Here is a 25950-nt window from a genome sequence, read left to right as displayed (position 1 = left end):
ACCCGCCTGATGCAAGGTCCATAATCAAGGCTTGATTAGCACAGCAATGTTTACTGAAGAGTTCCCTTCAGCACTGCAGTCAATGCGCCGTAATCGTTGATAGTTCGATAATTAATCGCACTGGCTGTACTTCCAAGCAGGTCGACGGTCACAAAACCCATTGGCGGAACCATGGTATTTGCCAGCGCCTGTGTGCCGGCGTTCAGTTCTGTGATGGTCAGGAAGTAAGGGGTTGGATTAGTAATGAGCAGCGACTTTCCGCTGCGCTTGAACGTCAACTTTGCCGGTGCATCTTCCGGGGAGATCCTGAGGTCTCGTGGTCGATACAGGAGTTTTATCCGGCTGGTAATTGCCAGTTGCAGCGTATTGTCTTTTTGTTGCGCTTTATCTGCAGAAGGGATTGCCTTTACGTTGATCCAGAATAAACTTTCGCGATCTTTTACCAGGTTATTGTTGGTGGCATCGACAATGCGCAGCGTATTGTCTTTTTTTCCCTGCATCACAAACAATGGCGGTGTAATGACAAACCTGCCATCTTTCTTGCCATCACTGTTCTCGACCCATGACTGGATAAGATAGGTGTCTTTGTCATTATTATTGCTTAAACCCAGCGCCGTCTGTTTCTGATCGGCCGGGTAAATAACGCGCGTCGCACCCAGGGCCACGCCCGCTTCCACGCGATTGGCCAGAAGCACCACCGCCAACGCGAGCACGGTTCTAATTGTCTTTGCGGTCATCATCATTTTTTCACGTCAATCTTGTAGGCGAACACGAACCTTGTGCGAAGATGGCCTCCCTGGCCTGCGCACATCCTTGTCAGTTGCTCGTTACTGGTACTGCACTTTGAAGTTTGCGTTGGCGTTCGCAGTACCCGCAGTGGCTACGCCTGTGGCGATGTAACGTGCCTGGAACGGCAAGGTGTTGGTGCCATCATTCAGGGTCAACGGCTCGCTGAACGTCGCGCCGTCGAACGTCAGAGGAGTACCTACGCGGTCCAGCACCTGAACGCCGACGTTGGTGGCAGCGCCGGCAGCGGAGCTTTCCAGAGCCAGTGCTTCGGTGTTGGTAGGGTCAGTTACACCAGTGAAGGCGACGGAGGCTTGAGTTGAAACTTTGGTATCGCAGTCATTCAGCTGGATATTAAAGCCAACGGCGGAGCTGGTCTGGCCGGCCGCGCTAAGTGCTGCGGTTCTTACCTGGCCCAGTTGTACAGTCTGGTCAGCAGAGCCGGTATCGACGGCGCACGCCGCGTTAACAACTTCACCTTGGAAGTGAATGGTGCCACCATTAACGGTTACATCGTCGGCGTGAGCCACACCCACGGCAAGCAGTGAGACAGCTATTACACTGTTAATCAGATTGATTTTCCGCATAAATCTAAACTCCATATCTTTGGGGATTCCAGTACTTGGTATAAGGCAACTCAAGCACACGAACTATAAGTAGATAGTCCGGGAATAAGAATGGAGAGAGATCCCGCCAGTATTTATGAAACCTCTTGGGTTTAAAGCGATAATTCGGCACGCAGGAGAAATTTCCGTACACGTGCCGGGGAGATCTTATTACAACTAGCCACGCACGTTCAGTACTTCATCGGCGAACGACTCACTGCCCGCAGCGCCACCCTTCAGTCGGACACGGCCGGGCCCTTTTGCAACGCAACCGTTGTCGCCCCCGCCGCTGCTAATCAGCGCTACCTTGCGCGCGTCCGCCGATAAATCTGTCATTCGAATGCAATAAAACCCTGCCTAAGATCCGGCCATGGATCTCCACTATCGGCCTTTGAGGTTTATCCCCGGGCCGATTTTCAAAGTCAGTTATCTACGCGCGTAGATAACTGTAGAAGCAGAGCAAACACACCTAATGGTCATGTCCGGGCCTTCCTTGGATCAGGAGTTTTTTGATGTCGACAGTTGCAAGTGCTATTCCGTCCGGTGCGCCTATCCCATGGGGCGCAGCGGATGAAAGCTTGATAACCCCGCAAGGACGCCGGGAGTTGTATCGCGCCACCCTCGCCTGTTGGCTTGGCACGGCCATGGAGTACGCGGACTTCGCCCTGTATGGCTTGGCTGCGGGGCTTATCTTCGGGGATGTGTTTTTCCCCAATGTGTCGCCCGCCATGGCGTTGCTTTCCACCTTCGCGACCTGGTCGGTGGGGTTTGTGGCGCGGCCGATCGGTGCGCTGTTCTTCGGGTGGCTGGGTGATCGCAAGGGCCGCAAGGTGGTCATGGTCTCTACCGTCGTGTTGATGGGCGCTTCCACCACGTTGATCGGCTTGATCCCCAGTTATGCATCGATCGGTATCTGGGCTCCGGCATGCCTGGTACTGCTGCGTTTTACCCAAGGCTTCGGTGCAGGCGCCGAATTGGCCGCAGGCACGGTGATGCTCGGCGAGTTTGCACCCGCCAAACAACGCGGCCTGATGTCTTCGGTAGTTGCCTTGGGCTCCAACAGCGGGACCCTGCTGGCTTCATTGGTTTGGCTTGCCGTGGTGCAAATGGATCAACAGCAATTGCAGGATTGGGGATGGCGCATTCCGTTCCTCTGCAGTTCGCTGATAGCCCTGGCTGCCCTGTGGCTGCGGCGCAACCTGAGGGAAACGCCGGTGTTTGAACGTCGAAAGGCCGAATTGCAGGCCCAACGCAATCACGCCCTCACCGCCCCTGCGCAGCCCGCAGGCTTCTGGAAAGGCAGCCGGGCGTTTCTCACCATGGTCGGTTTGCGCATTGGCGAGAACGGCCCTTCCTACCTGGCCCAGGGTTTTATCGTCGGCTATGTGGTGAAAGTGCTTGCGGTGGATAAATCTGTCGCGACCCAGTCCGTGTTGATCGCGTCAATTCTCGGCTTTTTGATCATCCCCTTGGCGGGCTGGCTGTCTGACCGGTTTGGTCGACGCATCGTGTACCGCTGTTTCTGCCTGCTGTTGATGCTCTACGCCTTCCCGGCGTTCATGCTGCTGGATTCCCGTGACCCGGCGATTGTCATGGCGACTATCGTGGTCGGCATGGGTCTCGCTTCACTCGGCATCTTTGGCGTACAGGCGGCCTGGAGCGTTGAAATATTCGGCGTAAAAAACCGCTACACCAAGTTGGCCCTGGCCAAGGAACTGGGCTCGATCCTCTCGGGCGGTACCGCGCCGCTGGTGGCTGCAGCGCTGCTGACCTGGACCGGCCACTGGTGGGCGATTGCCGGGTACTTTGTCGCCATGGCCGGGATCGGTTTCGTGACGACCTTTGTCGCCCCGGAAACCCGTGGGCGCGACCTCAACGCGCTGGAAGATGCCATCTAGTTTCATCCCCCTGAAAAACCACTGACGCCTCGTAGAAAGGCGCAAACCCGCACGACTGTTTAACCACAGATCGGGCGAAGCCATGCCTGTAAATCGGCAAATCCATCGGAGCATTTACATGAAACGGTCCACCCTTGCACTGGCAGTCACCACTACGATCCTTGCGCAACAAGCGCTGGCCGCAGGCTTTATCGACGACAGCACGGCGTCGGTCAGCGCGCGTACTTTTTACCTTCGCAGTGATAACCCCAACACCCCAGGCGTTGATCAGAACGAACTGACCCAGGGTTTCAAACTCGACTATCTCTCCGGGTTTACCCAGGGCACTGTCGGTCTCGGCCTCGACGTTCAAGCCATGCAGGCGTTCAACCTTTCCGGGGGGACCCAACACCCTAGCGCCAGCACCTCGAACTCACTCGCACCGGTCGATTCGGACGGCACGCCGGTGGACAGCTGGAGCCGCCTCGGGGCCAACGCCAAGCTTCGCGTGTCCAAGACCGAGTTCCATGCCGGCAGCGCGCTGCAGCCTAACCTGCCGATCCTGGTGGCCAACGACGGCCGGTTGCTGCCGCAAACCTTTGAAGGCGTGACGGTAACGTCCAAAGACATCGATAACCTGACGATCAATGCCGGGCAACTCAACCGCTCCACGGGGCGTGCGTCGTCCAATTCCACAGGGTTGGCCATTGCCGGTGGTACCCAGGACAGCAACTCATTCACCTATGCCGGAGCCGACTGGAAAATCACCCCCACCACGACCCTGCAGTATTACCGTGCCGACCTGAAGGACTATTACACCCAGGATTTTTTTGGCCTGTTGAACACCACGCCGTTGGGTGAAAACTCCCGCTTTAAAACCGACCTGCGCTACTTCAACAGCAAGTCCCAGGGTAAAAACGGCACCACGGGCTACCTCTTCAATAACAACGGCGGCTACGCCAGCGAGCCGGGCAAAGTGGATAACACCACCTGGAGCGCAGCGTTCACCTACTACCTGGGAGGCAACGCCTTCATGCTCGGTCGCCAGCAGGTTTCCGACTCGGGCGGCACTGTTTACCTGAACCAGGGCAACGTAGTGAGCGGCGCCGGCAACAATGAAGGCAACGGCGGCGCCAGCGTCTACCTGATTACTGACGTGATGGATAACTCGTTTATCCGCGCAGGTGAAAACACCAACTTTGCCCAGTACTCCTATGACTTCGCGGCGCTGGGCGTGCCCGGCCTCTCGGCCTCGGCGTTGTACCTGCATGGCGACAACATCCGCTCGGTGGACGGCGCCAGCCGCTACTCGGAGTGGGAACGTGACATGCGGATCGACTACGTGGTGCAGAGCGGTCCGTTGAAAGGGTTTGGCACCTCGTTGCGCGAAGGCAGTTTCCGCAGCGGCATTCCCAACGTGGGTGCGGTGGACCAGGCGCGTGTGATCTTCAGCTACACCTACGCGATCTTCTGACCCTGAAGGGGCTGCGGGTGTCTAAGCGAAGCCGTACACAGGTCATCAAACTGAAATACACCAGCAGTGATAATGCCGCCCATCTCAGCCCCTTCTCTTGCCGTAAACATCTACGCGGGTAGACCTGTTACCGGGTACCGCCCGCGTGTCCATCGACTCACAGGAAATGGCAGGTCGCTTTGACAAAACAGTATCCAACCAGGGCCACACGCGATGATGTGGCCCGCGAAGCAGGCACCTCGGTCGCGGTCGTCAGCTATGTGATCAACGACGGCCCAAGGCCCGTCGCCAAGGCGACGCGCCAGCGTGTACTGGATGCGATAAAACACACCGGTTACCGGCCCAATGGCGTCGCTCAGGCATTGGCTTCGGGCAAAACTCGCACGTATGGGCTGGTGGTGCCGAACATCTCGAATACCTTCATCGCCTCTTTTGCCCATGCGCTGCAACAGGAAGCCTTGGACAACGGCCTGGTCATCCTGCTGGGCGATTCCGGTGACTGCCGCAAGCGTGAACTGAACCTGATCAACAACCTCCTGAGCCAGCGGGTCGATGGCCTGTTCTACACCAGTGTCGACCGCCACCCGCATATCGAGCTGATCCAGGCCAGCGGCACGCCTTTCGTGATGCTCGACCGGGTCAGCCCCAGCCTGGCCGTCAATATGCTGCGGGTCGACGAGCGCGGCGCAGCACGTCAAGTTACCACCCATTTGTTGAGCCATGGTTACCGCGAAGTAGGCATCATTTGTGGCCCCCTGGAAATGCTCAACGCCCAGGACCGCTTGAACGGCTGGCGTGACGCACTGGCTGACCACGGCATTGAAGAACGCGCCGAATGGATATTGCCCGCCAGCTACACGCGGCAAGGTGGGTATGACGCAACACAGCGCATGTTGGCCGACGGCCCCCCCGCCCGCGCGCTGTTCTGCTCCAATGAAGCGCAAGCCATCGGCTGCATTCGGGCCCTGGCGGAACACGGCATAAAAGTCCCCGAACAGGTCGCGCTGGTGTGCTTCAACGGTACCGAGGAGTCGGCGTTTTATGCACCGTCACTGACCACCGTGTGTCAGCCGGTCGGAGACATGGCCAAGGCCGCCATTGCGATGCTGCTGGCCTGGAATGGCGAGGTGAAGCTGCAAGAGTTTTCTCACCGCCTGGTCATTGGCGAGTCCTGCGGATGCGGCGCTGTGCAAACACCGCGAGTCTAAAAAAGAAGGTGAAATGAAACGTTTAATTATTGATTGCGATCCCGGAAACGGGATTGCAGGCGCCAACGTTGACGACGGTCTGGCATTGGCGCTGGCACTGGCGGCACCCGAGCTGTCGCTTGAACTGGTCACCACTGTGGCAGGCAACACGCCCAGCGCCGTGGGGTACAACGTCGCTAAAGACCTGATGGCCAGAACCGGCCGCTCGCTACCCGTGGTCAGGGGCAGCAACCAGGCACTGCAGGAACCCGGCGGCCCCTGGCGCGATGCTCTGGACAACACCGTCCACAAGCGCCAACTCGCGCATTTATGGAATGGCGTGCGCCCTCCCCTTGATTTCGAGGCTCCGGCCCAGGAAGCGGCCGACGCCATAGGCCAGTTGATTTGCGCAAACCCCGGGGAAATCACCCTGGTGGCGATTGGGCCGCTGACCAACGTGGCGCTGGCGATTGAACGCTACCCGGACATGATCAAGGCAGCCAGGCAAATCGTTATCATGGGCGGTGTTTTTGCCCTGGATGACTTCATCAAGGACACCAACTTCGGCTTCGATCCGGAAGCGGCCGACCTTGTCCTCAGTTGCGGTGCGAATATCACCCTGGTGCCCCTGGATGTCACCACGCAAACCTTGATGACTCACCAGGACCTGGACCGTATCCAGCAACTCGATACGCCCCTCGCCAATTTTATCTGTGAGACGTTCAGGCCCTGGATCGATTATTCAATGGCCACCCGCAGCCTCGCCGGTTGCTGGATCCATGACGCTTTGGTGATTGCCTGGTTGCTGGATCCGCGCGTGGCTAACGCCACGCAGTACTACACGGAGGTAGAACTGCGCGCCGGCCGCACGCGCGGCAAAACCTGGCGTTATAAACAGCCCCTGCGGCTGGACGTCGCTATCACGCCGCCCACCAGCGGCCTGGTCAGCGTGTTGCAAACCGTGGACAACCGCTTGCTGCTGGAAATCATCGAACGGTACTTGTCGATGGCGCCTCTCAAATCATCGGCGAACTACTGACTACCCGCAGCGCCAAGCCTTCATACGCATCCAGCGTGATGGTGAAATCACCCTCGGGCGTCAAATCACCCTCCACCCGCTCATTGATGATGTCCACCACCGGCCCGGGCGCAATATCGGGCAGGTGCAGGGTTTCAGTAATCGGCGTCGAGCCGAAGTTCAGCGCCGTGATCTGGGTACCTTTGCCCGCCGGCAGCTCGTGCACCATGATCAACAGCCCCGGGTGCTGCACATCCGGCACCAGGATCTGGCGGCTGGCGGCGATGTCGTAGGCTCGGCGCACCGCGAGGATTCTTTGCAGTTGCGAGGCAAACGAATCCGGGTCGGCCAACTGGCTGATCAGGCTGCCATACAAGGTTTTCGGGCGTGGCATCTGCCCGGCGGATTGCTCCGCATCCGGATTCAGGTCCACCAGGTCATAGGCGCCGCGATGGATCCAGCGTGTGTCGCCATCCAGCATCAAGTGGGCCACCTCCTGCGCCGGTAACGGCAATGCGCCCACCAGGTCCCAGCCGGACAGTGCAAACACCCCCGGTTGCATCGCGTTGTACATCACCAGCAGCAGGTGAATCTGGCGGATCTGCTGGATATCCGCCGGGGTAATCGCCTCAAGGTCGCGAATGCCCAGCGCCGCCGTGATGATGCTGGCGGTGGTGCAGGACACGCCGTTGGTCACGAACTTCAGGTTATACGGCGCGTGTTCGCCAGCCAGGCGTTCGTACATCTGCTCACGGATATGCTCGCGCAGGATGCCGCCGGGAAAGGTCTGCCCCTGATAGAGGTAGGTGTCATGGGCGTGCAACGTCCAGAAGTGCACCAGTTCCAGGGTCAGCTCGTCATGGTTCTGCAAGGCGTGGATCAGCGAGCCGGGGTCGATGCCCAGGGTGTGCATCTCCCGCAGCATCAGGCGCAGGAATTCGGTGTCGCCCATCAATAACGCGTGCTGGTAAGCCGGGCGCGTGATGAAGTCGTAGGACAGGTCGGCGCCGCCGTGGGACATGGCGGCGATGTCGTCCACCGTCAGGTTCAGTTCCTGGAAGCTGAAACCGCCCGCCTTGCGAATCGCGCCGCCCAGGATCTGGTTGCCGGTGATGGACAGCGGATGGCTTTCAGACCAGGCGTTACCTTCCAGTTTTCGTTCCACACCGAGGAAACCGTTGGCATCCAGGCGCAGGATTTTCGCCCCCATCACGTCGATGGCGTGCAGGGCGTCGCCGATGATCATCTGCTGCGCGGCGAAGGTCGGGTCCAGCCAGTTCAGCGACGGCTGCCCTTCCTTGAAGTAATGCAGGTACACCCAGCGGCGGGGCTTGCCGTCCACGCCGATGACCACATCGGTCGCGCTCCAGTCGGTTTCCTTGACCCCGGGTTCGAAGAAGATCACCCGTTGCAACTGGCCGACGATGTAGTGCTTGTCCCTGAGCACGTCGACCTGCTGCGGGCTGAGGTTCTGCGCATCGCGGCCCTCGCTGATGTCGGGCAGCAGCGGCCAGTCTTCTTCGCGGATCTCCACCATGTGGTAGAGCCCGGGATAGTCTTCGTAGGCCATCTCGGCCAGGCGGAAGTCCGCGCCCTTGCCGGTGTGGGACGGGATCACATCGTCGATGATCACTGCGTTGTGCGCGGCGGCCATGCGGGCCAGCGCCTGAAGCTGGGCTTCGGTGCCCAGTTGCGGGTCGATGTCGAAGCTGATGCGGTCAAAATTGCCGTCGATGGTGGGGGTGGGGGTGTGCTCGGTGCCGGAAAGACCGCCCGAGCGTTTCAATGGACCGTTGTGAATGCCCTGGATGCCGATTTTTGACAGCGCGTGCCACAAGGTTTCATCGCCCAGGGCCTCCAGTACGCTGCCGTTCTCGCGGGTGACGATGGACGCCGGATAGGCCGTGAACCACACCGATGCCAGGGCTGAAGCATCACGGGGCCGGGTATGGGCATATGGCTGTTGCCACAACCGGCCTTGCCCCGAATAAAGCCTGGCGCGTTGCTTGGCGGCATGCAGCATCGATTGTTCCACCAGCCAGGCCACATGTTTCTTATCGGCGTCCGTCATAAATCAATCACCTGCACCCATGAAGTAGTCGGTTGCGGTGGCTGCATATGAACCACCGTTCGTTACTGTATGAGGCCCCGGGCGGCGATTCGTTGCATCCGGGATGGCGACCCTTCCCCGGCCTAGACCCAGCCGCCGTCCACAATGAAGTTCTGTGCGGTACACATCGCCGATACATCAGAGGCCAGGAACAGCGCCATATTGGCGATATGTTCCGGCTCCACACTGCCCGGCAGGCACTGGCTGCGGGCGATCAACTCCCGGGCCGCGTCATCCACCCACATCGCCAGTTGTTTCTCGGTCATCACCCAGCCCGGCACCAGCGTATTGACCCTGATACGGCTGGGCCCAAGCTCCCGCGCCAGGGCCCGGGTCATGCCGTGGGCGGCGGCTTTGCTGGCGGCATATACCGGGTAGCCGCTGGAAGCCATCATCCAGCCGATGGAACCCAGGTTGATGATCGACCCGCCGCCTGCGGCCTTCATCATCGGCACCACGGCCCGGGCCGCGAAAAACCCGTGCTTCAGGTTGACCGAAATCAGTTGGTCGAACCGCTCCGAGTCGATTTCATCCAGGGTGTGCCGAACGTCGTTGGCGGCATTGTTCACCAGCACGTCGATCGGTCCAAGGCTCTGCGCCAGGCACGCTATCGCGGCCTTGTACGCGATCTCGTCGGTGATATCGCAATGGGCGAATTCGACGGCATGGCCCTCGGCCGACAATATCGCCGCCAATCGGTCGCCCTGCCCTTGCGCCCGGTCCACGAAGGCTACCTTGGCCCCCTGGCGTGCGAAGGCACGCACCATGGCCTCGCCTATCCCGGAAGCACCGCCGGAGATCAGCACGGTTTTATCCCGCAGGTCCGGGTACATCGCCTGCGCGCCGGGCTGTTTTTCAGTGTTCATGGGGCAGTCACTCCGCTGTATTTAGTCTTATTTTATATTGCATGTTTTGCGATATTGGCTATAAATCAGCCCTGCAGCCGAATAAATAGTAGAACTATTTAATCAACAACAATAAAGGTAGCTCAGTCATGCGGCAATCCCGATTCCTGCTTACCGGCCTTGGCCTCTCCCTGGCGGTGGCCAGCCTGGGCGCTCAGGCGGCTGGCTTGTCCAGCGAACACAAACCCTTCGGCAAAACCAATGACGGCACCGCCGTCGAGCAGTATGTATTGCGTAACAGCCATGGCGTACAAGCCACGGTCATCACCTATGGCGCGGTCTTGCAGTCGCTGAAAGTACCCGACAAACACGGCCAGTTCGCCGACGTGGTGCTGGGGTTCGATGACGTCCAGGGCTACCAGGCCGGTACCGCGTTCTTCGGCGCGACCATCGGCCGTTTTGGCAACCGCCTGGACAAGGGCAGCTTTGAACTGGACGGCAAACGCTATCAAGTGCCCCTCAACGACGGGCCGAACTCGCTGCACGGCGGCCCGCAAGGTTTCGACAAGCATGTGTGGAAAGCCCAGCCGGTCAAGCAGGACGATTCGGTGGGCGTGACCCTGAGCTACCTGTCCAAGGACGGCGAGATGGGTTTCCCCGGCAACCTGAAAGTCGATGTCACCTATAGCCTCAACGACAAGAACGAACTGCACATCGACTACAAGGCCACCACCGACAAACCCACGGTGCTCAACCTCACCAACCACAGTTACTTCAACCTCGCCGGCGCCGGCAGCGGTGATGTGCTCAAGCAGGTCGCCACCCTGCATGCCAGCCATTACACCCCGGTCAACAGCACCCTGATTCCCACCGGCGAACTGGCCCCGGTCGCCGGCACGCCGATGGACTTTCTCAAGCCCACTGCCATCGGCCAGCACATCAAGGACGATCATCCCCAGCTGAAATTCGCCGAACCTAAACAAGGTGGCTTTGACTTCAACTGGGTGCTGGATGCCAAGGGTGATATCGGCAAACTGGCCGCCGACGTTCGTGACCCGCAGTCCGGTCGCCGCTTGCAACTGTATACCAGCGAGCCTGGCGTGCAGTTCTATACCGGCAACTTCCTCGACGGGACGATCAAGGGCAAGGGTGGCAAGCCTTACGCCCACTGGAGTGCGTTCACCCTGGAAACCCAGCATTTTCCCGACGGCCCCAACCAGCCGAGCTTCCCCTCTACCCGTCTCGATCCTGGTCAGACCTACACGCAGAATACCGTGCTGAAATTCTCTGCTGACTAAACCTGTGGGAGCTGTCGAGCTTTGGCGAGGCTGCGATGACGTCGGCACTATCAATATCCAAGGTACCTGACCCACCGCTATCACAGCCTCCGCTGAAGCTCGACAGCTCCCACAGTACCGGCGTTAGCAGGGCTGCCGGGAAACGTCAGCGGCCATCAGTTCCACAAACCGATCTTTTCCAGCTCCTGTTTGAAGTTCTCGCGGGTGATCAGCGTCACCTCATCCATCGCCGTGTACTTCGGCGGCTCCTTACCCGTAGTGACCCACTCGAACATCATGCTCGCGGTGTTGTAGCCCTCGATGTGCGGGCTGGGCAGCATCGAGCCGAAGAAGCCGCTGTTGGCTTTCTTCAATTCGCCAATGGCATCGGTGCCGTTGATGCCGATGCCGATGACATTCGCCGCCGCAAACCCGGCGCTTTCGGTGGCGCGCACGCCGCCAAGCACGGTGTTGTCATTCATGCCGCCGATGATCAGGTTTTTCGCGCCGCCGGGCAGCTTGACCAGCGCCGAGTTGGTGGCGTCCATGCTGCCGGGGACGTCGAGGGTCTTGAGGGCTGCGTACAGGATGTGGTCATCCGGAATACCCGCAGCCTTCAGGGATTTGACCGAGCCATCAGTGCGCTTTTTACCGGTATCGAGTTCGTTGTAGGTGTTGATCACCGCATAGGTGTCCTTCCAGTCCCAGCCACGTTTTTTCGCTTCAGTGGCCATGGCACTGCCCTGCTTCTCGCCCACTTCAAACGCGGCCATGCCCAGGTAAGGCACGTCTTCCATGAAGTTGCCCTTGGCGTCCACAAAACGGTCATCCACGGCGATCACTTTCAAGCCGTTGGCTTTGGCCTTGGCCATGATCGCCGGGCCGAGGGACACGTCCGGCGGGCAAATCACAAAACCCTTGGCACCGTTGGCCGCCAGGCTGTCGATGGCCGAGAGGGTTTTCTCGCCGTCGGGCACGGCGATCTTGATCACCTCGAAGCCCTTGTCCTTGCCGGCCTTTTCGGCGAAGGCCCATTCGGTCTGGAACCAGGGCTCTTCCGCCTGCTTGACCAGAAAGCCGATCTTCACCGGCTCGGCCGCCAGCAACAGGCTGCTCAGGCCGACGGCGGACACCGCCACAGCGGCGCAGCACAGGGAACGGATACCACGACGACGATTCATAGGGTGACTCCTTGTTGTTGTTTTTGAGTGCGTTAAACAGCCTGTTGGTTATCCTGCAAAGCGGTGGCAGGTTTTCCCCGGCACATCGACCTCAATGGCCAGCACCGCACCGTCCAGCGGGTGATCCAGCGGGCTGGCGGCACTGGTGATGTACAAGGTCTTGAGGTCGGGGCCTGCGAACACGCAACTGGTGGGACGGCTGACCGGCAATTCGATGACCCGGTCAACTTCACCGTCCGGCGTCAGCCGCAGCAGGCAGCTGCCGTCCCAGCGGGCGTTCCAGATATAGCCTTCGGCGTCCATGGCCGAGCCGTCCGGGCCGCCCCGGGAGTGAGGCCCGAACCAGACTTGCGCAGGTGCGAGCTGGCCCTGTTCATTAATCGGATATTGATAGAGCGTGCCGTCCAGGCTGTCGCCGAAATGCACGTGGGTGGCGGCGTCGTTCCAGAGCAAGGTGTTGGGAATGCCCAAGCCTTGCAGCAACGGCGTGACCTGCCCGTCGGTATCGACCCGGAACAGGCCGCCGGAACGTCGCAGCACCGGCAAGTCTTCACCGTGCTCGCCGATGTTGTTCTGCATGGTGCCCAGCCACAGCCGGCCCTGGGCGTCGCAGCGGGCTTCGTTGGCACGGTTGCCCGCTTGCGGATCGGCGACGCAAAGCAAGGTCAGGCGCGGATCGCTCGGCGTCGAATCGAGGTCGAGACGATACACGCCGCTGCTCAGGGTCACCAGTGCATCGCCGCTGGCGCACGGAATAAACGCCGAGACCGGCTCAGGCAATTGCCAGGTGTGCAATTGCCCGCCCTGCAGGCGCAAGGCCTGCTGGCCGATGATGTCCACCCAATACAAGGCCTGGCCCGGTACATCCCAGAACGGCCCTTCGCCCAGCCGAGCCCGGTGCGGTGTGACTGCGGTCCACGACATGAAACCTCCTGCTTTCTTGTTGTTTTCAGGTGGTACCGGTTACAGCGCGTCGCGCGACGGCTGCCCATCTACCAGACGCTGAATGCGCAACGGGTTGGCATTCTTCAGCGCGTCGGGGAGCAGGCTATCAGGGTAATTCTGAAAGCACACAGGTCGCAGGAAACGCTCGATCGCCAGGGTGCCCACGGAAGTGCCACGGGCATCCGAAGTCGCCGGATACGGCCCGCCATGGACCATCGCGTCACACACCTCGACGCCCGTGGGGTAGCCGTTGAGCAGGATGCGGCCAACCTTTTGCTCCAGCAGCGGCGTCAACTCGCCGAACTGGGTGAAATCCGCCGGCTCGCCGATGATCGTCGCGGTCAATTGGCCGTGCAGGCCGTGCAACGCCGCAGTGAGTTGGGCCTGGTCGGCGACTTCCACGAACACCGTGGTGGGGCCGAACACTTCCTCCTGCAGCACTTCATCGCCGTTGATCAGCAGGCTGGCGTCCGCTTTGAATAGCTGTGGCTGCGCCTGATTGCCGGTTTGCGTCTGGCCCGCCAGGTGCTCGATGCCAGGATGGGCCAGCAGCGTGTGCAGGCCTTTGCCGTAGCTGTTCAAGGTGCCGGCATTGAGCATGGTTTGCGCGGGCTGGCCGCCGATCAGTTGGGCGACCTGTTGGGTGAAGCCTGTGAACGCTGGCGAGGCAATCCCGATCACCAGCCCCGGGTTCGTGCAGAACTGGCCGCACCCCTGCACCACCGAGGCGACCAGGTCGCGGGCGATGGTGTCTGCCCGGGTTTGCAGGGCCTGGGGCAAGACGATCACCGGGTTGATGCTGGACATCTCGGCGAACACCGGGATCGGTTGCGGGCGTGCCACCGCCATATCGCACAACGCCCGGCCGCCTTTGAGCGAGCCGGTGAAACCCACGGCCTGGATCGCCGGGTGCTTGACCAGCGCTTCCCCCACACCGCCGCCGAAGATCATGTTGAACACGCCGCCGGGCATACCTGTGCGCTCGGCCGCCCGCATGATCGCATCGGCGACCCGCTCGGCGGTGGCCATGTGGCCGCTGTGGGCCTTGAACACCACCGGGCAACCGGCCGCCAGCGCGGCGGCGGTGTCGCCACCGGCAGTGGAAAAAGCCAGGGGGAAATTGCTCGCCCCAAACACCGCGACCGGCCCCAGGCCGATGCGGTATTGGCGCAGATCCGGGCGCGGCAAGGGCTGACGATCCGGCAGCGCCTGGTCGATCCGCGCGCCGTAGAAATCACCGCGCCGCAGTACCTTGGCGAACAACCGCATCTGGCCGCTGGTACGACCGCGCTCACCCTGGATACGCCCGGCGGGCAACGCCGTTTCGCGGCAGACCAGGGCGACAAAGTCATCGCCCAGGGCGTCCAGTTCATCGGCTATCGCCTCCAGGAACGACGCACGATGCTGCGCGCTCAGGCTGCGATAAGCCGGGTAAGCCTGAGCGGCGGCGTTGGCCGCGGCGTCGACCTCCTGCGCGGTGGCCTGGTAGAAATCAAAGGGCAATGCCTCGCCACTGGTGGCGTCGATGCTCTGCAGGGTGATGCTGCCGGCAGCGCTGCGCTGGCCGCCGATGTAGTTGTGGCCACAAATCCGGGTCATGCCTGTCTCCTTCAAAGGGTGCCTATGCCGCCAGGTGCCACGCCGCTGTTGGCCACGGCAATGCCGTTGATCAATGGCGCGCCGAATTCGGCCTGGCTGATTTCAAACACATCGCCTGGCTGGGTACGAATGCCGTCGGCAAACGACAAGGTGGCGGTGCCGAAGAAATGGATATGCACGTCACCTGGGCGCAGGAACTGGGTGTATTTGAAATGGTGGTATTCAAGGTTTTCGAGGCTGTGGCACATGTTGGCTTCGCCACTGAGGAATTCGTGCTGCCACAACACCTCGCCATTGCGCACGATACGGCTGGTGCCCGCCAGGTGCCGGGGCAGTTCACCTAGGCGCAACTCGGGACCGTAGCTGCAACTGCGCAGCTTGGAGTGGGCCAGGTACAGGTAATTCTTGCGCTCCATCACGTGGTCGGAAAACTCGTTGCCCACCGCGTAGCCCAGGCGATACGGCTTGCCGTCGTGACCAATCACATACAGCCCGGCGATTTCCGGCTCTTCGCCGGCGTCTTCGGCAAACGCTGGCCACGGGAATGGCTGGCCCGGACGCACCACGATGCTGCCGTCGCCCTTGTAGAACCATTCCGGCTGCACACCGGCCTGGCCAGAAGCCGGTTTGCCGCCCTCCACGCCCCATTTGAAGATGCGCATGCTGTCGGTCATCGCGCTTTCGTCACTGGCGTTCTGGTGCATCTTGTCCCGCGCCGACGCACTGCCCAGGTGGGTCAGGCCGGTACCGCTGACCAGCGTGTGGGCCGGGTCCGGGTGATCCAGCGGTGGCAAGATCTTCTGCGCGGCCAGCAGTTTGGCGTAGTCGTGGCTCTCGGCCAGGCCGAGGTGGTCTATGTGCTGTTGCAGGGTGACGCCAGCCTCGATGGCGGCGAGTGCCAGGTCGCGTACCGTGCGGGCGGCCCGCACCTCGCGTACCTGATCGCCGTCGACCACGCCCACTCGGCGTTCGCCGTTGTTCAATTCAAACTGCACTAACCCCATGAGTGTTCTCCTGATTGCCAATTAAGTACGCGTGGCGCCACGGGCGCTGGCGGCGAACTGGTCGGGCGGCAGCACGTGCCTGCGCTCCAGCAACCGATAGACCACCCCGGTCAACACCACCCCGAACAGCATCACGCACGCCAGGAAGTACAAGCCCGACGCAAGGTTTCCGGTGTACTCCTTGAGGGCGCCGATCACGAACGGCCCGATGTAGCCGCCGAGGTTGCCCACCGAGTTGATCAAGGCGATGCCCGCCGCTGCACTCGCGCCGGCAAAGAAACGTCCCGGCAAGGTCCAGAACACCGCCGTGCAAGAAAACAGCGCAAACGCCACCAGGCACAGCGCTGCCAGTTGCCACAGCGGCACTTTCAGCCAGGCGCTGAGGAACAGGCCGATGGCGCCCAACACGTAGAGCACGGCAAGATGACCGTAGCGATCATTCAGGCGATCGGAACTGCGCGGGACGATCAGCAAACCGATGATCCCGAAGATGTAGGGCACTGCCGACACAAACCCGGTGGTCAGGTCGCTGCCGCCAAACTGCTTGATCAAGGTCGGCAGCCACAGGCCCAGCCCATAAATGCTCAAGGTCACCGGCAAGTAGAACAGCGCCAGCAGCAGCACGCGTTTGTCCTTCAGCGCATGCAGCGGGTTGCCGTGCCGGGTCTGGCCGTAGGCTTGCAGGTCTTTGGCCAGCTCGCCGGTGAGCCAGGCCTTCTCCGCCTGGTCCATCCATTTCACCTGTTGCGGCCCATCCGGCAGGTAGCGCAGCACCGGCCAGGTCAGCAGGATCGCTGGGGTGCCGATGACGATGAACAACCACTGCCAGCCGTGCAGGCCGAGTATCCCGTCCATGCCGAGCAAGCCGCCCGCCACGGGGCCGGTGATCATCATGGCGATGGGTTGGGACAGGATGAACAGCCCGAGGATCTTGCCGCGGTGCCTCACCGGGAACCATTGGGTGATGTAGTAGAGGACACCCGGGAAGAACCCGGCTTCGGCGGCGCCCAGCAGAAAGCGCATCACATAGAAACTGTGGGGGCCCTGGACGAATGCCATGCCGATGGTTATCGCGCCCCAGGTCACCATGATTCGTGCGAACCAGCGCCGCGCGCCGAAACGGTCGAGCATCAGGTTGCTGGGGATTTCCAGCAGGAAGTAGCCAATAAAGAACAGCCCTGCTCCCAGCCCATACGCCGCATCGCCGATGCCGACATCCGCGCCCATGTGCAATTTGGCGAAGCCCACGGCCGAGCGATCCACGTAGGCAATCAGGTACAGCAAGATCAGGAAGGGAATCAGTTTCAGCGTGATGCGACGTATCAGCCGCTGTTCCTGGCTCATGTGAGCGGTCTCCGATTGTTATTTTTATAGAGCGTTTCGGGTCGCCTCTCGCGGAAAACCGCCAGGGCCAGGCCTCGTTGAATCTGACTATATAGTAATACTATTTAATCAACAACACTTCCAAATGCCCGAATTTACGCCTATGTTAAGCCGAGAATGGATCAATATAGTCTTACAATAAGAGAGTCAGCCATGTCCGAGAAAAAGCCCGTCCTGCGCTCCGCAAGCTGGTTTGGTACCGCCGATAAAAACGGCTTCATGTACCGCAGCTGGATGAAAAACCAGGGGATTGCCGATCATCAGTTCCACGGCAAACCGATCATCGGGATCTGCAATACCTGGTCGGAGCTGACGCCCTGCAACGCGCACTTCCGCCAGATTGCCGAGCATGTGAAACGCGGCGTGATCGAAGCCGGTGGCTTTCCGGTGGAATTTCCGGTGTTCTCCAACGGCGAATCGAACCTGCGCCCCACCGCGATGCTCACCCGTAACCTGGCCAGCATGGACGTGGAGGAAGCCATTCGCGGCAACCCCATCGACGGCGTGGTGCTGCTGACCGGCTGTGACAAGACCACCCCGGCGCTGCTGATGGGCGCCGCCAGTTGCGACGTGCCGGCGATCGTCGTCACCGGCGGGCCGATGCTCAATGGCAAGCACAAGGGCCAGGACATCGGCTCGGGCACCGTGGTGTGGCAGCTCAGCGAACAGGTCAAGGCGGGCACCATTACCCTCGACGATTTCCTCGCGGCCGAAGGCGGCATGTCCCGCTCGGCGGGCACCTGCAACACCATGGGCACCGCCTCGACCATGGCCTGCATGGCCGAAGCACTCGGCACTTCCCTGCCCCACAACGCGGCGATTCCCGCGGTGGATGCGCGGCGTTATGTACTGGCGCACATGTCCGGCATGCGTGCGGTGGAGATGGTGCGTGAAGACCTGAAGCTGTCGAAGATCCTGACCAAGGAGGCTTTCGAAAACGCGATTCGTGTGAACGCAGCCATCGGCGGCTCGACCAACGCGGTGATTCACCTGAAAGCCATCGCCGGGCGCATCGGCGTCGAGCTCGACCTGGACGACTGGACCCGCATGGGCCGTGGCATGCCGACCATCGTCGACCTGCAGCCGTCCGGGCGCTTCCTGATGGAGGAGTTCTACTACGCTGGCGGCCTGCCGGCGGTGCTGCGCCGCCTCGGTGAGGCCAACCTGATCCCGCACCCGAATGCCTTGACCGTCAACGGCAAGTCCCTCGGCGAAAACACACGGGAAGCGCCGATCTACGGCCAGGACGAAGTGATCCGCACCCTCGACAACCCGATCCGCGCCGACGGCGGCATTTGTGTGCTGCGGGGCAACCTCGCGCCACTGGGTGCAGTCCTCAAGCCCTCGGCTGCCAGTCCCGAGCTGATGCAGCATCGCGGGCGTGCCGTGGTGTTCGAGAACTTCGACATGTACAAGGCACGGATCAACGACCCGGAACTGGACGTGGATGCCAACTCGATCCTGGTGATGAAAAACTGCGGGCCCAAGGGTTATCCGGGCATGGCGGAAGTCGGCAACATGGGCTTGCCGGCCAAACTGCTGGCCCAGGGCGTGACCGACATGGTGCGGATTTCCGATGCGCGCATGAGCGGCACGGCCTACGGCACCGTGGTGTTGCACGTGGCGCCGGAAGCGGCGGCCGGCGGTCCATTGGCGACGGTCAAGGAAGGCGACTGGATCGAACTCGATTGCGCCAATGGCCGCCTGCACCTGGACATCCCGGACGCCGAACTGGCGGCCCGCATGGCCGACCTTGCGCCGCCCGAGCAGCTGATTGTCGGGGGCTACCGGCAGCTGTACATCGACCACGTATTACAGGCAGACCAGGGCTGCGACTTCGACTTCCTGGTGGGCTGCCGTGGCGCCGAAGTGCCGCGTCATTCCCACTAATTGGGACGGGAGCAATGTTATGATGCCGCGTATTTCGCCAGAGTAGCCTCCCTGTTATGGATCAGCAGCCGACCAAGCCGCGCAAGAGCATGCACGCCCAAATCGTCCAGGACTTGGGCATGCACATCGTTTCCGGGCGCTTCAAGCCGGAAGAACGGTTGCCCATGGAGGCCACCTTGTGCGAGGAGTACAAGGTCAGCCGCTCGGTATTGCGTGAGGCGACCCGGGTGCTCAGCGCCAAGGGCCTGGTGATTTCCAAGCCCAAGGTCGGCGCCGTGGTGCGCCCACGGGTGCAGTGGCACTTGCTGGACCCGGACGTGCTGACCTGGCTGATGCAGTCGACACCCCACAGCGAGTTTTTCAACACCCTGGCCGGTGTGCGCCGGATCCTCGAGCCGGAAATCGCCGCGATGGCCGCGACCACCGCCACCGACACCGACATCGCCACCATCGAAAAAGCCTACCTCGGCATGGAAACCGCCAATACCCACGAAACGTTGCTGCAGGCCGACCTGGACTTCCACCGGGCGATTGCCGATGCGACCCGCAACGACTTGCTGGCCTACATGTGCAATATGCTGTCGCTGCCACTTCGCGAGTCCATCAACATCACCAACCGTCGCCCCGACATCCAGGGCCTCAGCCTGCCCCGGCACAAAGCGATCCTCACCGCGATCAAGAACCGTGACGCCCTTGGCGCGCGGCATGCCTCCCTGGTGCAACTGGACGATACCCGGGTGGCGCTGGACACCGTGATGAACGTGCTGACGCCGCTGTAGCGCCAGGCAACCCACCGTCAAGTCGAGGCCGCCCTTGGATTACTTCGCTGCGTTAACCGCCTTTGTCGAAGCCGCCGAGGGCAATAACTTCTCCCGTGCCGCCGACCGGCTTGGCATCAAGGCTTCCACGGTTTCACGCTACGTGAAGGACCTTGAACAGGACCTCGGCATCGCCTTGTTCAACCGCTCTACCCGTACGCTGCACCTGACCGAGGGTGGCCAGACATTCCTGACGCACGCACGCCGGGTGCTGGACGAGCTGGAACAAGCCAAGGCGGCCACCTCCGCGCTGAACGAACAACCACGGGGCGTGCTCAAGCTCAACCTGCCGCCCGCCTTTGCCCGCCACCATATCCTTCCCACCTTGAATGCCTTCCTGGCCCGCTACCCGCAGATCAAGCTGGAACTGGTGCTGGACGACAGCCACGTCAACCTGATTCATGCCGGCGCGGACCTGGCGATCCGCATTGGCACCCTGGCGGATTCCACGTTGAAGGCACGCAAGATCTGCGATGAGCGCTACCGGCTGGTGGCCAGCCCGGCGTTTTGCCGGGAGTATCCGGCGCCGGTCAACCCTGCCGACCTGGCTGCCATGCCGGCGATTCTGGGGGCGGCTGACAGTGCATTTGCCAACGGGCGTGAGGTGTCACCGCTGGTGCATAAAGACAGCATCCGGATCAACGACCTGGACGCACAATTGATCGCCGCACAACAGGGCCTGGGATTTGCCTTGCTGCCCGACTGGCTGGTAGCCAAACCCATTCAAACCGGCGAGTTGCTGGTGTGGTTGCCTGAGTGGGATATCCGCATCGCAGGCCGTGAATCGGCGGTGTGGTTCGTGTATCCACCCAAGCGCATCGTGTCTTCCAAAGTGCGGTGCTTCATCGACTTTATCGTCGAGCAGATGGGCGAAACACCGCACTGGAAGCGTTTCAACTGAAGCGGATATCCAGCGACCGCAGATAGGTTTGCAGCCCCGCATCCTGGATCGGAATCAGGAAGGCTTCCGTATCGGACTCGTTGAAGTGAGCATGCCAGTAGCCTGGCGGGGTGACGAACGCCAGGCCCGGCGACCAGTCGACCCGCACCGGGTTGCGGATCTGCCCATCGGCGTCCAGTTCGGTGCCCACCAGCGAATAGCAGCCCTTGGGGCAATCAATGATGAAATCCAGCGCAATCGACTGGTGTCGGTGGGGCTTCTGAATCGAGCCGGCGGGCAGAATCCCATACATCGCCCACAGCACATGGGTCACGGTACGGGTCTGCGGGAAGTTGCGATTGCCCAGCAGGATGCTGATACGGCTACGGTCCTGGGCGCGGGGATCATCGGCCGCTTCCCGCAGTTTTGCGTTGGCCAGCTCCGCGGGATACAGCGTCGGCACGAAGCGATCGGCACTGCGGGTCACGCCCAGGTAACGCAACAGCGGCTCATCGTGGACGTAATACAGGCGCGCATCCTCTGATGCGCTGAACCGCGCTTGCTGCAGACCTGGCAGCGCAATGAAGCAGCCTTTGGTCCAGTCGATGCGGTGCGCGCCCTGAACCACACTGCCCTGCCCGGCGATGACATAAAACACCTGTGAGGTGGCGTTGGGGTGCAGTTCCAGCGTATCGCCGGCGTTCAGGCGAATGAAGTTCGCACACAGCCCCGGACCGGTGGCCGGACCTTCGCAACCCAAGGCATCGCTGAGGTCCAGCGGCACTACCCGAGAGGGCCCACTGTCGTACAGCGAGGCCGGGAAGCTGTGATAGGGAATGCGGGTGATCAGGTTGGCGCTGATGGGATTGGCGGCCTTGCTGTATTCAAAGTATTCGGCATCGAGCAGGTGCAGCGGTTGGGTATCGGCCACGTCAGGCTTGAATTCGCTATTCATTATGATCACCTCAATCTACGACTGGATTTCGCATGCCCCGTAGGACGTTGCGACGGTGACAGAACTATAGGCACTGTACGGCAGTGGATTAACCCCCCAAGTCGCACAGCAGTTGTGCGACCAGGGGCAGGTAAATTGTTAAAAGTAGTACTTGGCGACCAACTCATACTCATCCTGCCCCGTATAGTCGCCTTGCTTGTTCCTGGCCATATCGAACTTCCTCTCCAGGCCAATCGCCAAAGTGTCATGCAAGGTGATCAGGGCAAAACCGGCCACCGAGTAGCCGCTGCGCCCTGAGCTGTTCTTGTCCGAGAACAGGTTGATCCCGCCATACGCCTTGAAGAATCCCAGCTCGCCCATTTCCGGAAACGAATAGCTGCTGTAAGACTCCAGTGCCTTAGCCTCGCGATAACCACTGGCGGTGGGCGCTGATGCATTCAGGTTGCGGTACTCGCCGTAAACCACCGCGTGATACCAGGGCGCATTGGTGTAGGTCACCCCCGACAACCAGCCTTCGACATTCGGGTGCCGAGTGTTGAGTTGAGCGTGGCCGTCCAGTGAACGCTCGCTCATTTCGGTGTAGCCGTAGGCCAGGCGCAATGACCAATGATCCGCCGGGCGCCAGACAGTACCCACCTGGTACAGCGCATTGCGGGAGCTGTCGACGAATTTGCCGGCGCCCACGCTGCTGGGGTTGACGGAGTTGTGTACCGGGCCGGTGCCCAGGCCATACATCACGCCAAATTCGAAATCGTCGCTTCTTACCCGGTAATACAGGGTTTTGTTCGGCCGGGAGAAGCCCAGCAACTGGTTGCCGCCATACCCATTGAACGTGCCCTGCCCTTTAGTGCCGTAGCCCAAATACCAGTCGGTGATCGAACCCACCATGTCGAAGGTCAGGGACTTTTGCTGACCGTAGCTCAGTTGCCCCCAGCGCGCATTGCGCACGAACACATACTGGAAACGCTTGGTCTGGGCGGCGGTGCCGTCGTAGTAGAACGGGTCGTAGGCCCATTCCTGACGCATGCCCACGGCCCACTGCGAGTCGAGCTGGTGGGTGTAGATCATGTTGATGCGGTGGCCGATGCTGCCGGTGTGACGGCCCTGGATGTAGACCTTGTCGTTTGACGCGAAAATGCCCTGGGCGTGCAGCTCCAACCGATCGCTGTCGGTCTTGATCAGATCGATGGCCATGGCTGGCTGCACGCTGCACAGCGCCAGGAAGCACGCCAGGATAAAACGATGACGCACGCAAAAGCCTTGTCCAGTTGGACGAACAGAGAAATTCATCGGTGAAAGCTCCCGCTGCGCCACCAGGCAATGGCGCAGACGTTCAAGAGGTAGGTGACGCTAAAGCCTGGATATTTTTATTTTTATGGGGTGTAACGGTCAGAACGAGACGACGTGGCTGGCCCTCACGTTGTCCGACGCACTGGCGAGTTTCAAGGTGCGCTGGCCTCGCGGCAGCTCCCAGGATTGGGTCTTCACCGCCCAATACTGGAGCTTGCGCAGCGGCACGGTGATGGACACCGCCCGAGTCTCCCCGGCCTTGAGGCTGACCCGATCAAACCCGACCAGGGTCTGCGGCGCGAACTCGGCACCTTCGACCTTGTGTTGCGGTGCACTCAGGTACAGCTGCGGTACTTCATCCCCCGCAACGCCACCACTGTTGGTCAGTTTGAAATCAACCTTGAGGTCGCCATTGCCCAGGCGATAGGTTTGCAGCGCGCTGTAATCGAAGCGGCTATAGGACAACCCATAACCGAATGGGAACAGCGGTGCCTTATGCTGCGACTCAAACCAGCGGTAGCCGATATTGACGCCCTCGGTGTAACTGACCACGCCATCCAGTTGCTGGCCACGCTCGGGGTACTTGGGATCGGTGGCGGGATAGTCCTGCAGGCTGCGGGCCCAGGTAAACGGCAGGCGGCCTGCAGGGTTGCTGCGGCCGGTGAGGATGTTCGCAGTCGCAGGGCCGCCTTCATCACCTGTCCACCACATCTGCACCAGGCCCTTGACCTTGTCCAGCCATGGCATCGCGACCGGGCTGCTGGTGTTGAGCACCACTACGAGATTGGGATTGATCGCGGCGATTTCTTCGATCAGTTTGTCCTGGTCGCCCGGCAAACCAAACTGTGGGTCGGTACGCGCCCAGGCAAAAAATACGACCTTCTTCGCGCTGCGGGCAGCAGCCAGCGCCTGCGCCCGGTTGGCTTCGCGCATGGCAGGCGTGACCCACGCCAGGCGTACTTGAACCGGTTCACCAGACGTGTCGTTATAGGTGCTGACTTCAATCAGATGTTCGCCACGGCTGAGCTTGACCATCCGCCGCACGTTGTTGAGGCCATCGGTGGTTGGCATCAGGGCATCCTGCCCCGGATGCACCACATCACCGTGCAGGGCGTTTTTCAACGAGCTGCTTTCACCGATGATTTTCCCGTCGACCTTCAGCACGGCACCGGCGCCAAGCATGTGCAGGTTGAGGTTGTAGTCGCCTTCCTGATCGATGGTCAGGTGGGTTTTCCAGCTTGGCAAGGTGTTTGCCGCCAGGGCATTCGCGCCAGTGAACTGCAGTTGTTGGTCACGCTGGTTCTGCCCCTCCTCGACTCTAACCCAACCTGGCTTGCCATCGAACGAAACCCGGTCTGCCGGAATCACGACGCCGGTCATGTCATTGGCCACCGTCACGCTAATCGCGGCATTCGGTTCGATTGCCTTTAGTGCAGTGGCCGGCCCGACTTGTAGCTGCGGCATGCCGATCGCGTGCTCGGCTGAAACTCCCAGCGCAACGGGCTGGACAGCGCCCGGGCCGATCATCGCTATGCCCGTGAGGTCGTCCTTCGATAGCGGCAGTACGTTGTCCTGGTTTTTCAGCAGCACCGCCGAATGCTCACTGGTGCGGCGCACGATGGCGGACAACCCGGCCACCATCGGGGTCGACTGTGGCTGGTGGCTGCCCTTGTCCAACAGGCCGAAACGCTCCATCTGCCCGAGCACGCGCCTGGCGGCCGTGTCGATGTCCTGTTCCCTGACGGTTTTATCCCGCAGGGCTTCAAACAGGTTGCTCGGCTTCTCGTCGTTGGGGAATTGCCCCAGCAGCACGTTTGGCCGCTGGCCGACCATCCACTCCTCCGGCATGGGCCGAGCGAAGACCTTTTTCATGCTGCCCATGGACGTGTGCAGCGCAGGCTGTTGCTGCTCGGTGTTGTCGTAGTAGGAACGCATGATGTCCCAGAATGGGTGCTGTTCATCGATGCGCCCGGGCATCTCCATGTCCATGCCCCGCTTGATGTATTGCGCACTGTGCACGCCGCCCCAGTCAGAGGTGACAAAGCCCTTGAAGCCCATCTGCTTGCGCAGCACCTGTTCCAGCAATTGTTCGTTGCCGCAGGCGAATTCGCCGTTGAGCTTGTTGTAGGAGCACATGATTGACGCTACGCCGGCGTCAACGGCGTCCTGGAACGGAGCCAGGTACACCTCGTGCAAGGCTTGCTCGGGGATGCTCACGTCAAAGCCGGTCATGTCGTAGCCGACCAGGTGCTTGGCTTGCGCCATCACGCCCTGGCCCTGGATGCCCTTGATCAATTCAGCGCCCATGCTGCCGGTCAGGAGCGGGTCTTCGCCATAGGTGTTCCAGCCGCGCCGAAAGCCCGAGTCGCGGAACATGTTGATGAAGGGCTCCAGCGCCACGTCGATGCCCAGGCGCTTTGCTTCCTCGCCAATCACCGTGCCGTTATCAAAGGCATCCTGTTTGCTGAAGGTGGCGGCCAGGCCCATGGTCGAGGTGGGAATGATCGAGGCCTTGCGGGTCAGGATACCGGGTGGCCCGTCTGCCATGCGCAGGGCCGGCACGCCGAGGCGCGGTACGCCCGGCAGGTAGCCGGCCTGACCCTGGTTGGTAGCATCCGCTTCGGTCATGCCGCGGATCAGGTTGAACTTGTCGTCAAGGGTCATCTTTTTCAGCAGGGCATCCACCCGGGCCTCATCGGTTTCCCTGGCCATGGACGGCCCCGCCAGGGTTGAACACAACACCGCCGCTGCCAGCGTCGACAGTCGGAAAAAACCAGGGCATACGCGCCCGTACCGCGTTATTGAGGTAGTCATGAAAAGCTCCGT

At 61.0% G+C, this 25950-nt stretch carries 20 protein-coding genes; 8 read left to right on the top strand and 12 right to left on the bottom strand.

All coding sequences use genetic code 11. From position 1 onward, the window contains the following. Positions 1-50: 50 nt before the first annotated feature. Both HX839_RS23625 and fimA read right to left on the bottom strand, forming a co-directional pair. Positions 51-743 (bottom strand): fimbria/pilus periplasmic chaperone, encoded by a 693-nt coding sequence (locus tag HX839_RS23625; RefSeq protein ID WP_003217755.1) that lies wholly within the window; start codon positions 741-743, stop codon positions 51-53. Positions 744-827: 84 nt separating this feature from the next. After that, positions 828-1373 (bottom strand): type 1 fimbrial major subunit FimA, encoded by a 546-nt coding sequence (gene fimA, locus HX839_RS23620; protein ID WP_023658841.1) that lies wholly within the window; start codon positions 1371-1373, stop codon positions 828-830. A gap of 530 nt (positions 1374-1903) precedes the next feature. Between fimA and HX839_RS23615 the strand changes: the two genes are divergently transcribed. The 4 genes from HX839_RS23615 (at position 1904) to HX839_RS23600 (ending at position 6968) form a co-directional block, all read left to right on the top strand. Beyond that, positions 1904-3289 carry an MFS transporter gene (locus HX839_RS23615; RefSeq protein ID WP_177067748.1) on the top strand — a complete coding sequence of 462 codons (1386 nt, stop codon included), beginning with the start codon at positions 1904-1906 and terminating at the stop codon, positions 3287-3289. Between the two features lie 118 nt (positions 3290-3407). Continuing rightward, positions 3408-4742: an OprD family outer membrane porin gene (locus tag HX839_RS23610; RefSeq protein ID WP_003217762.1), complete on the top strand. Its 1335-nt coding sequence runs from the start codon at positions 3408-3410 to the stop codon at positions 4740-4742. Positions 4743-4960: 218 nt separating this feature from the next. Then, positions 4961-5950: a LacI family DNA-binding transcriptional regulator gene (locus HX839_RS23605; protein WP_256579844.1), complete on the top strand. Its 990-nt coding sequence runs from the start codon at positions 4961-4963 to the stop codon at positions 5948-5950. A 13-nt stretch (positions 5951-5963) separates the two neighbouring features. Further along, the gene (locus tag HX839_RS23600) at positions 5964-6968 is read left to right on the top strand and encodes a nucleoside hydrolase (protein WP_003217765.1); all 1005 of its coding nucleotides are present in this window, start codon (positions 5964-5966) and stop codon (positions 6966-6968) included. Here the strand turns inward: HX839_RS23600 and treS are convergent. Both treS and HX839_RS23590 read right to left on the bottom strand, forming a co-directional pair. Then, complete coding sequence (gene treS, locus HX839_RS23595) at positions 6946-9018, bottom strand: maltose alpha-D-glucosyltransferase (RefSeq protein WP_177067747.1); 2073 nt, start codon at positions 9016-9018, stop codon at positions 6946-6948. The two genes, HX839_RS23600 and treS, sit on opposite strands and share 23 nt — an antisense overlap. 122 nt (positions 9019-9140) lie before the next feature. After that, positions 9141-9923, bottom strand: a complete 783-nt coding sequence (locus HX839_RS23590) for an SDR family NAD(P)-dependent oxidoreductase (protein WP_003217767.1) — start codon at positions 9921-9923, stop codon at positions 9141-9143. A 128-nt stretch (positions 9924-10051) separates the two neighbouring features. Here HX839_RS23590 and HX839_RS23585 point away from each other — a divergent pair, with 128 nt between their 5' ends. Further along, positions 10052-11200 carry an aldose epimerase family protein gene (locus tag HX839_RS23585; protein WP_102369085.1) on the top strand — a complete coding sequence of 383 codons (1149 nt, stop codon included), beginning with the start codon at positions 10052-10054 and terminating at the stop codon, positions 11198-11200. 155 nt (positions 11201-11355) lie between these two features. Here the strand turns inward: HX839_RS23585 and HX839_RS23580 are convergent, their stop codons facing one another. Genes HX839_RS23580 through HX839_RS23560 form a run of 5 tightly spaced genes read right to left on the bottom strand, consistent with a single transcriptional unit; the run spans position 11356 to position 17252 of the window. Beyond that, positions 11356-12360 carry a substrate-binding domain-containing protein gene (locus HX839_RS23580; RefSeq protein ID WP_003217769.1) on the bottom strand — a complete coding sequence of 335 codons (1005 nt, stop codon included), beginning with the start codon at positions 12358-12360 and terminating at the stop codon, positions 11356-11358. 48 nt (positions 12361-12408) lie between these two features. Then, positions 12409-13284, bottom strand: coding sequence for an SMP-30/gluconolactonase/LRE family protein (locus HX839_RS23575; RefSeq protein ID WP_102369086.1), 876 nt, complete (start codon positions 13282-13284; stop codon positions 12409-12411). A gap of 39 nt (positions 13285-13323) precedes the next feature. Beyond that, the gene (locus HX839_RS23570) at positions 13324-14904 is read right to left on the bottom strand and encodes an aldehyde dehydrogenase (NADP(+)) (RefSeq protein WP_177067746.1); all 1581 of its coding nucleotides are present in this window, start codon (positions 14902-14904) and stop codon (positions 13324-13326) included. Between the two features lie 11 nt (positions 14905-14915). Further along, positions 14916-15908 (bottom strand): AraD1 family protein, encoded by a 993-nt coding sequence (gene araD1 / locus HX839_RS23565; protein WP_177052014.1) that lies wholly within the window; start codon positions 15906-15908, stop codon positions 14916-14918. Positions 15909-15929: 21 nt separating this feature from the next. Further along, positions 15930-17252: an MFS transporter gene (locus HX839_RS23560; protein ID WP_177067745.1), complete on the bottom strand. Its 1323-nt coding sequence runs from the start codon at positions 17250-17252 to the stop codon at positions 15930-15932. 192 nt (positions 17253-17444) lie between these two features. Between HX839_RS23560 and HX839_RS23555 the strand changes: the two genes are divergently transcribed. Genes HX839_RS23555 through HX839_RS23545 form a run of 3 tightly spaced genes read left to right on the top strand, consistent with a single transcriptional unit; the run spans position 17445 to position 20900 of the window. Further along, complete coding sequence (locus HX839_RS23555; RefSeq protein ID WP_177009543.1) at positions 17445-19181, top strand: IlvD/Edd family dehydratase; 1737 nt, start codon at positions 17445-17447, stop codon at positions 19179-19181. Positions 19182-19237: 56 nt separating this feature from the next. Then, a complete protein-coding gene (locus HX839_RS23550) occupies positions 19238-19960 on the top strand; it encodes a FadR/GntR family transcriptional regulator (RefSeq protein ID WP_177067744.1) in 723 nt (240 codons plus the stop codon). Positions 19961-19994: 34 nt separating this feature from the next. Beyond that, positions 19995-20900: a LysR family transcriptional regulator gene (locus HX839_RS23545; RefSeq protein WP_177067743.1), complete on the top strand. Its 906-nt coding sequence runs from the start codon at positions 19995-19997 to the stop codon at positions 20898-20900. Here HX839_RS23545 and HX839_RS23540 read toward each other — a convergent pair. The 3 genes from HX839_RS23540 to HX839_RS23530 all read right to left on the bottom strand — a co-directional run bounded on the left by HX839_RS23540 (position 20893) and on the right by HX839_RS23530 (position 25938). Beyond that, positions 20893-21834 (bottom strand): cupin, encoded by a 942-nt coding sequence (locus HX839_RS23540; protein ID WP_177067742.1) that lies wholly within the window; start codon positions 21832-21834, stop codon positions 20893-20895. The genes HX839_RS23545 and HX839_RS23540 overlap by 8 nt on opposite strands. A gap of 138 nt (positions 21835-21972) precedes the next feature. Then, positions 21973-23085 (bottom strand): porin, encoded by a 1113-nt coding sequence (locus tag HX839_RS23535; protein WP_102369092.1) that lies wholly within the window; start codon positions 23083-23085, stop codon positions 21973-21975. A 138-nt stretch (positions 23086-23223) separates the two neighbouring features. Further along, the gene (locus HX839_RS23530) at positions 23224-25938 is read right to left on the bottom strand and encodes a beta-glucosidase (RefSeq protein WP_256344742.1); all 2715 of its coding nucleotides are present in this window, start codon (positions 25936-25938) and stop codon (positions 23224-23226) included. Positions 25939-25950 lie beyond the last annotated feature (12 nt).

The sequence above is a fragment of the Pseudomonas sp. I8001 genome (genome assembly GCF_013385345.1).
In the GTDB taxonomy this organism is placed as follows: Bacteria; Pseudomonadota; Gammaproteobacteria; order Pseudomonadales; family Pseudomonadaceae; genus Aquipseudomonas.
The sequence above is the reverse complement of the archived record's forward strand: the minus strand, read 5'-3'. Positions and strand labels throughout refer to the sequence as shown.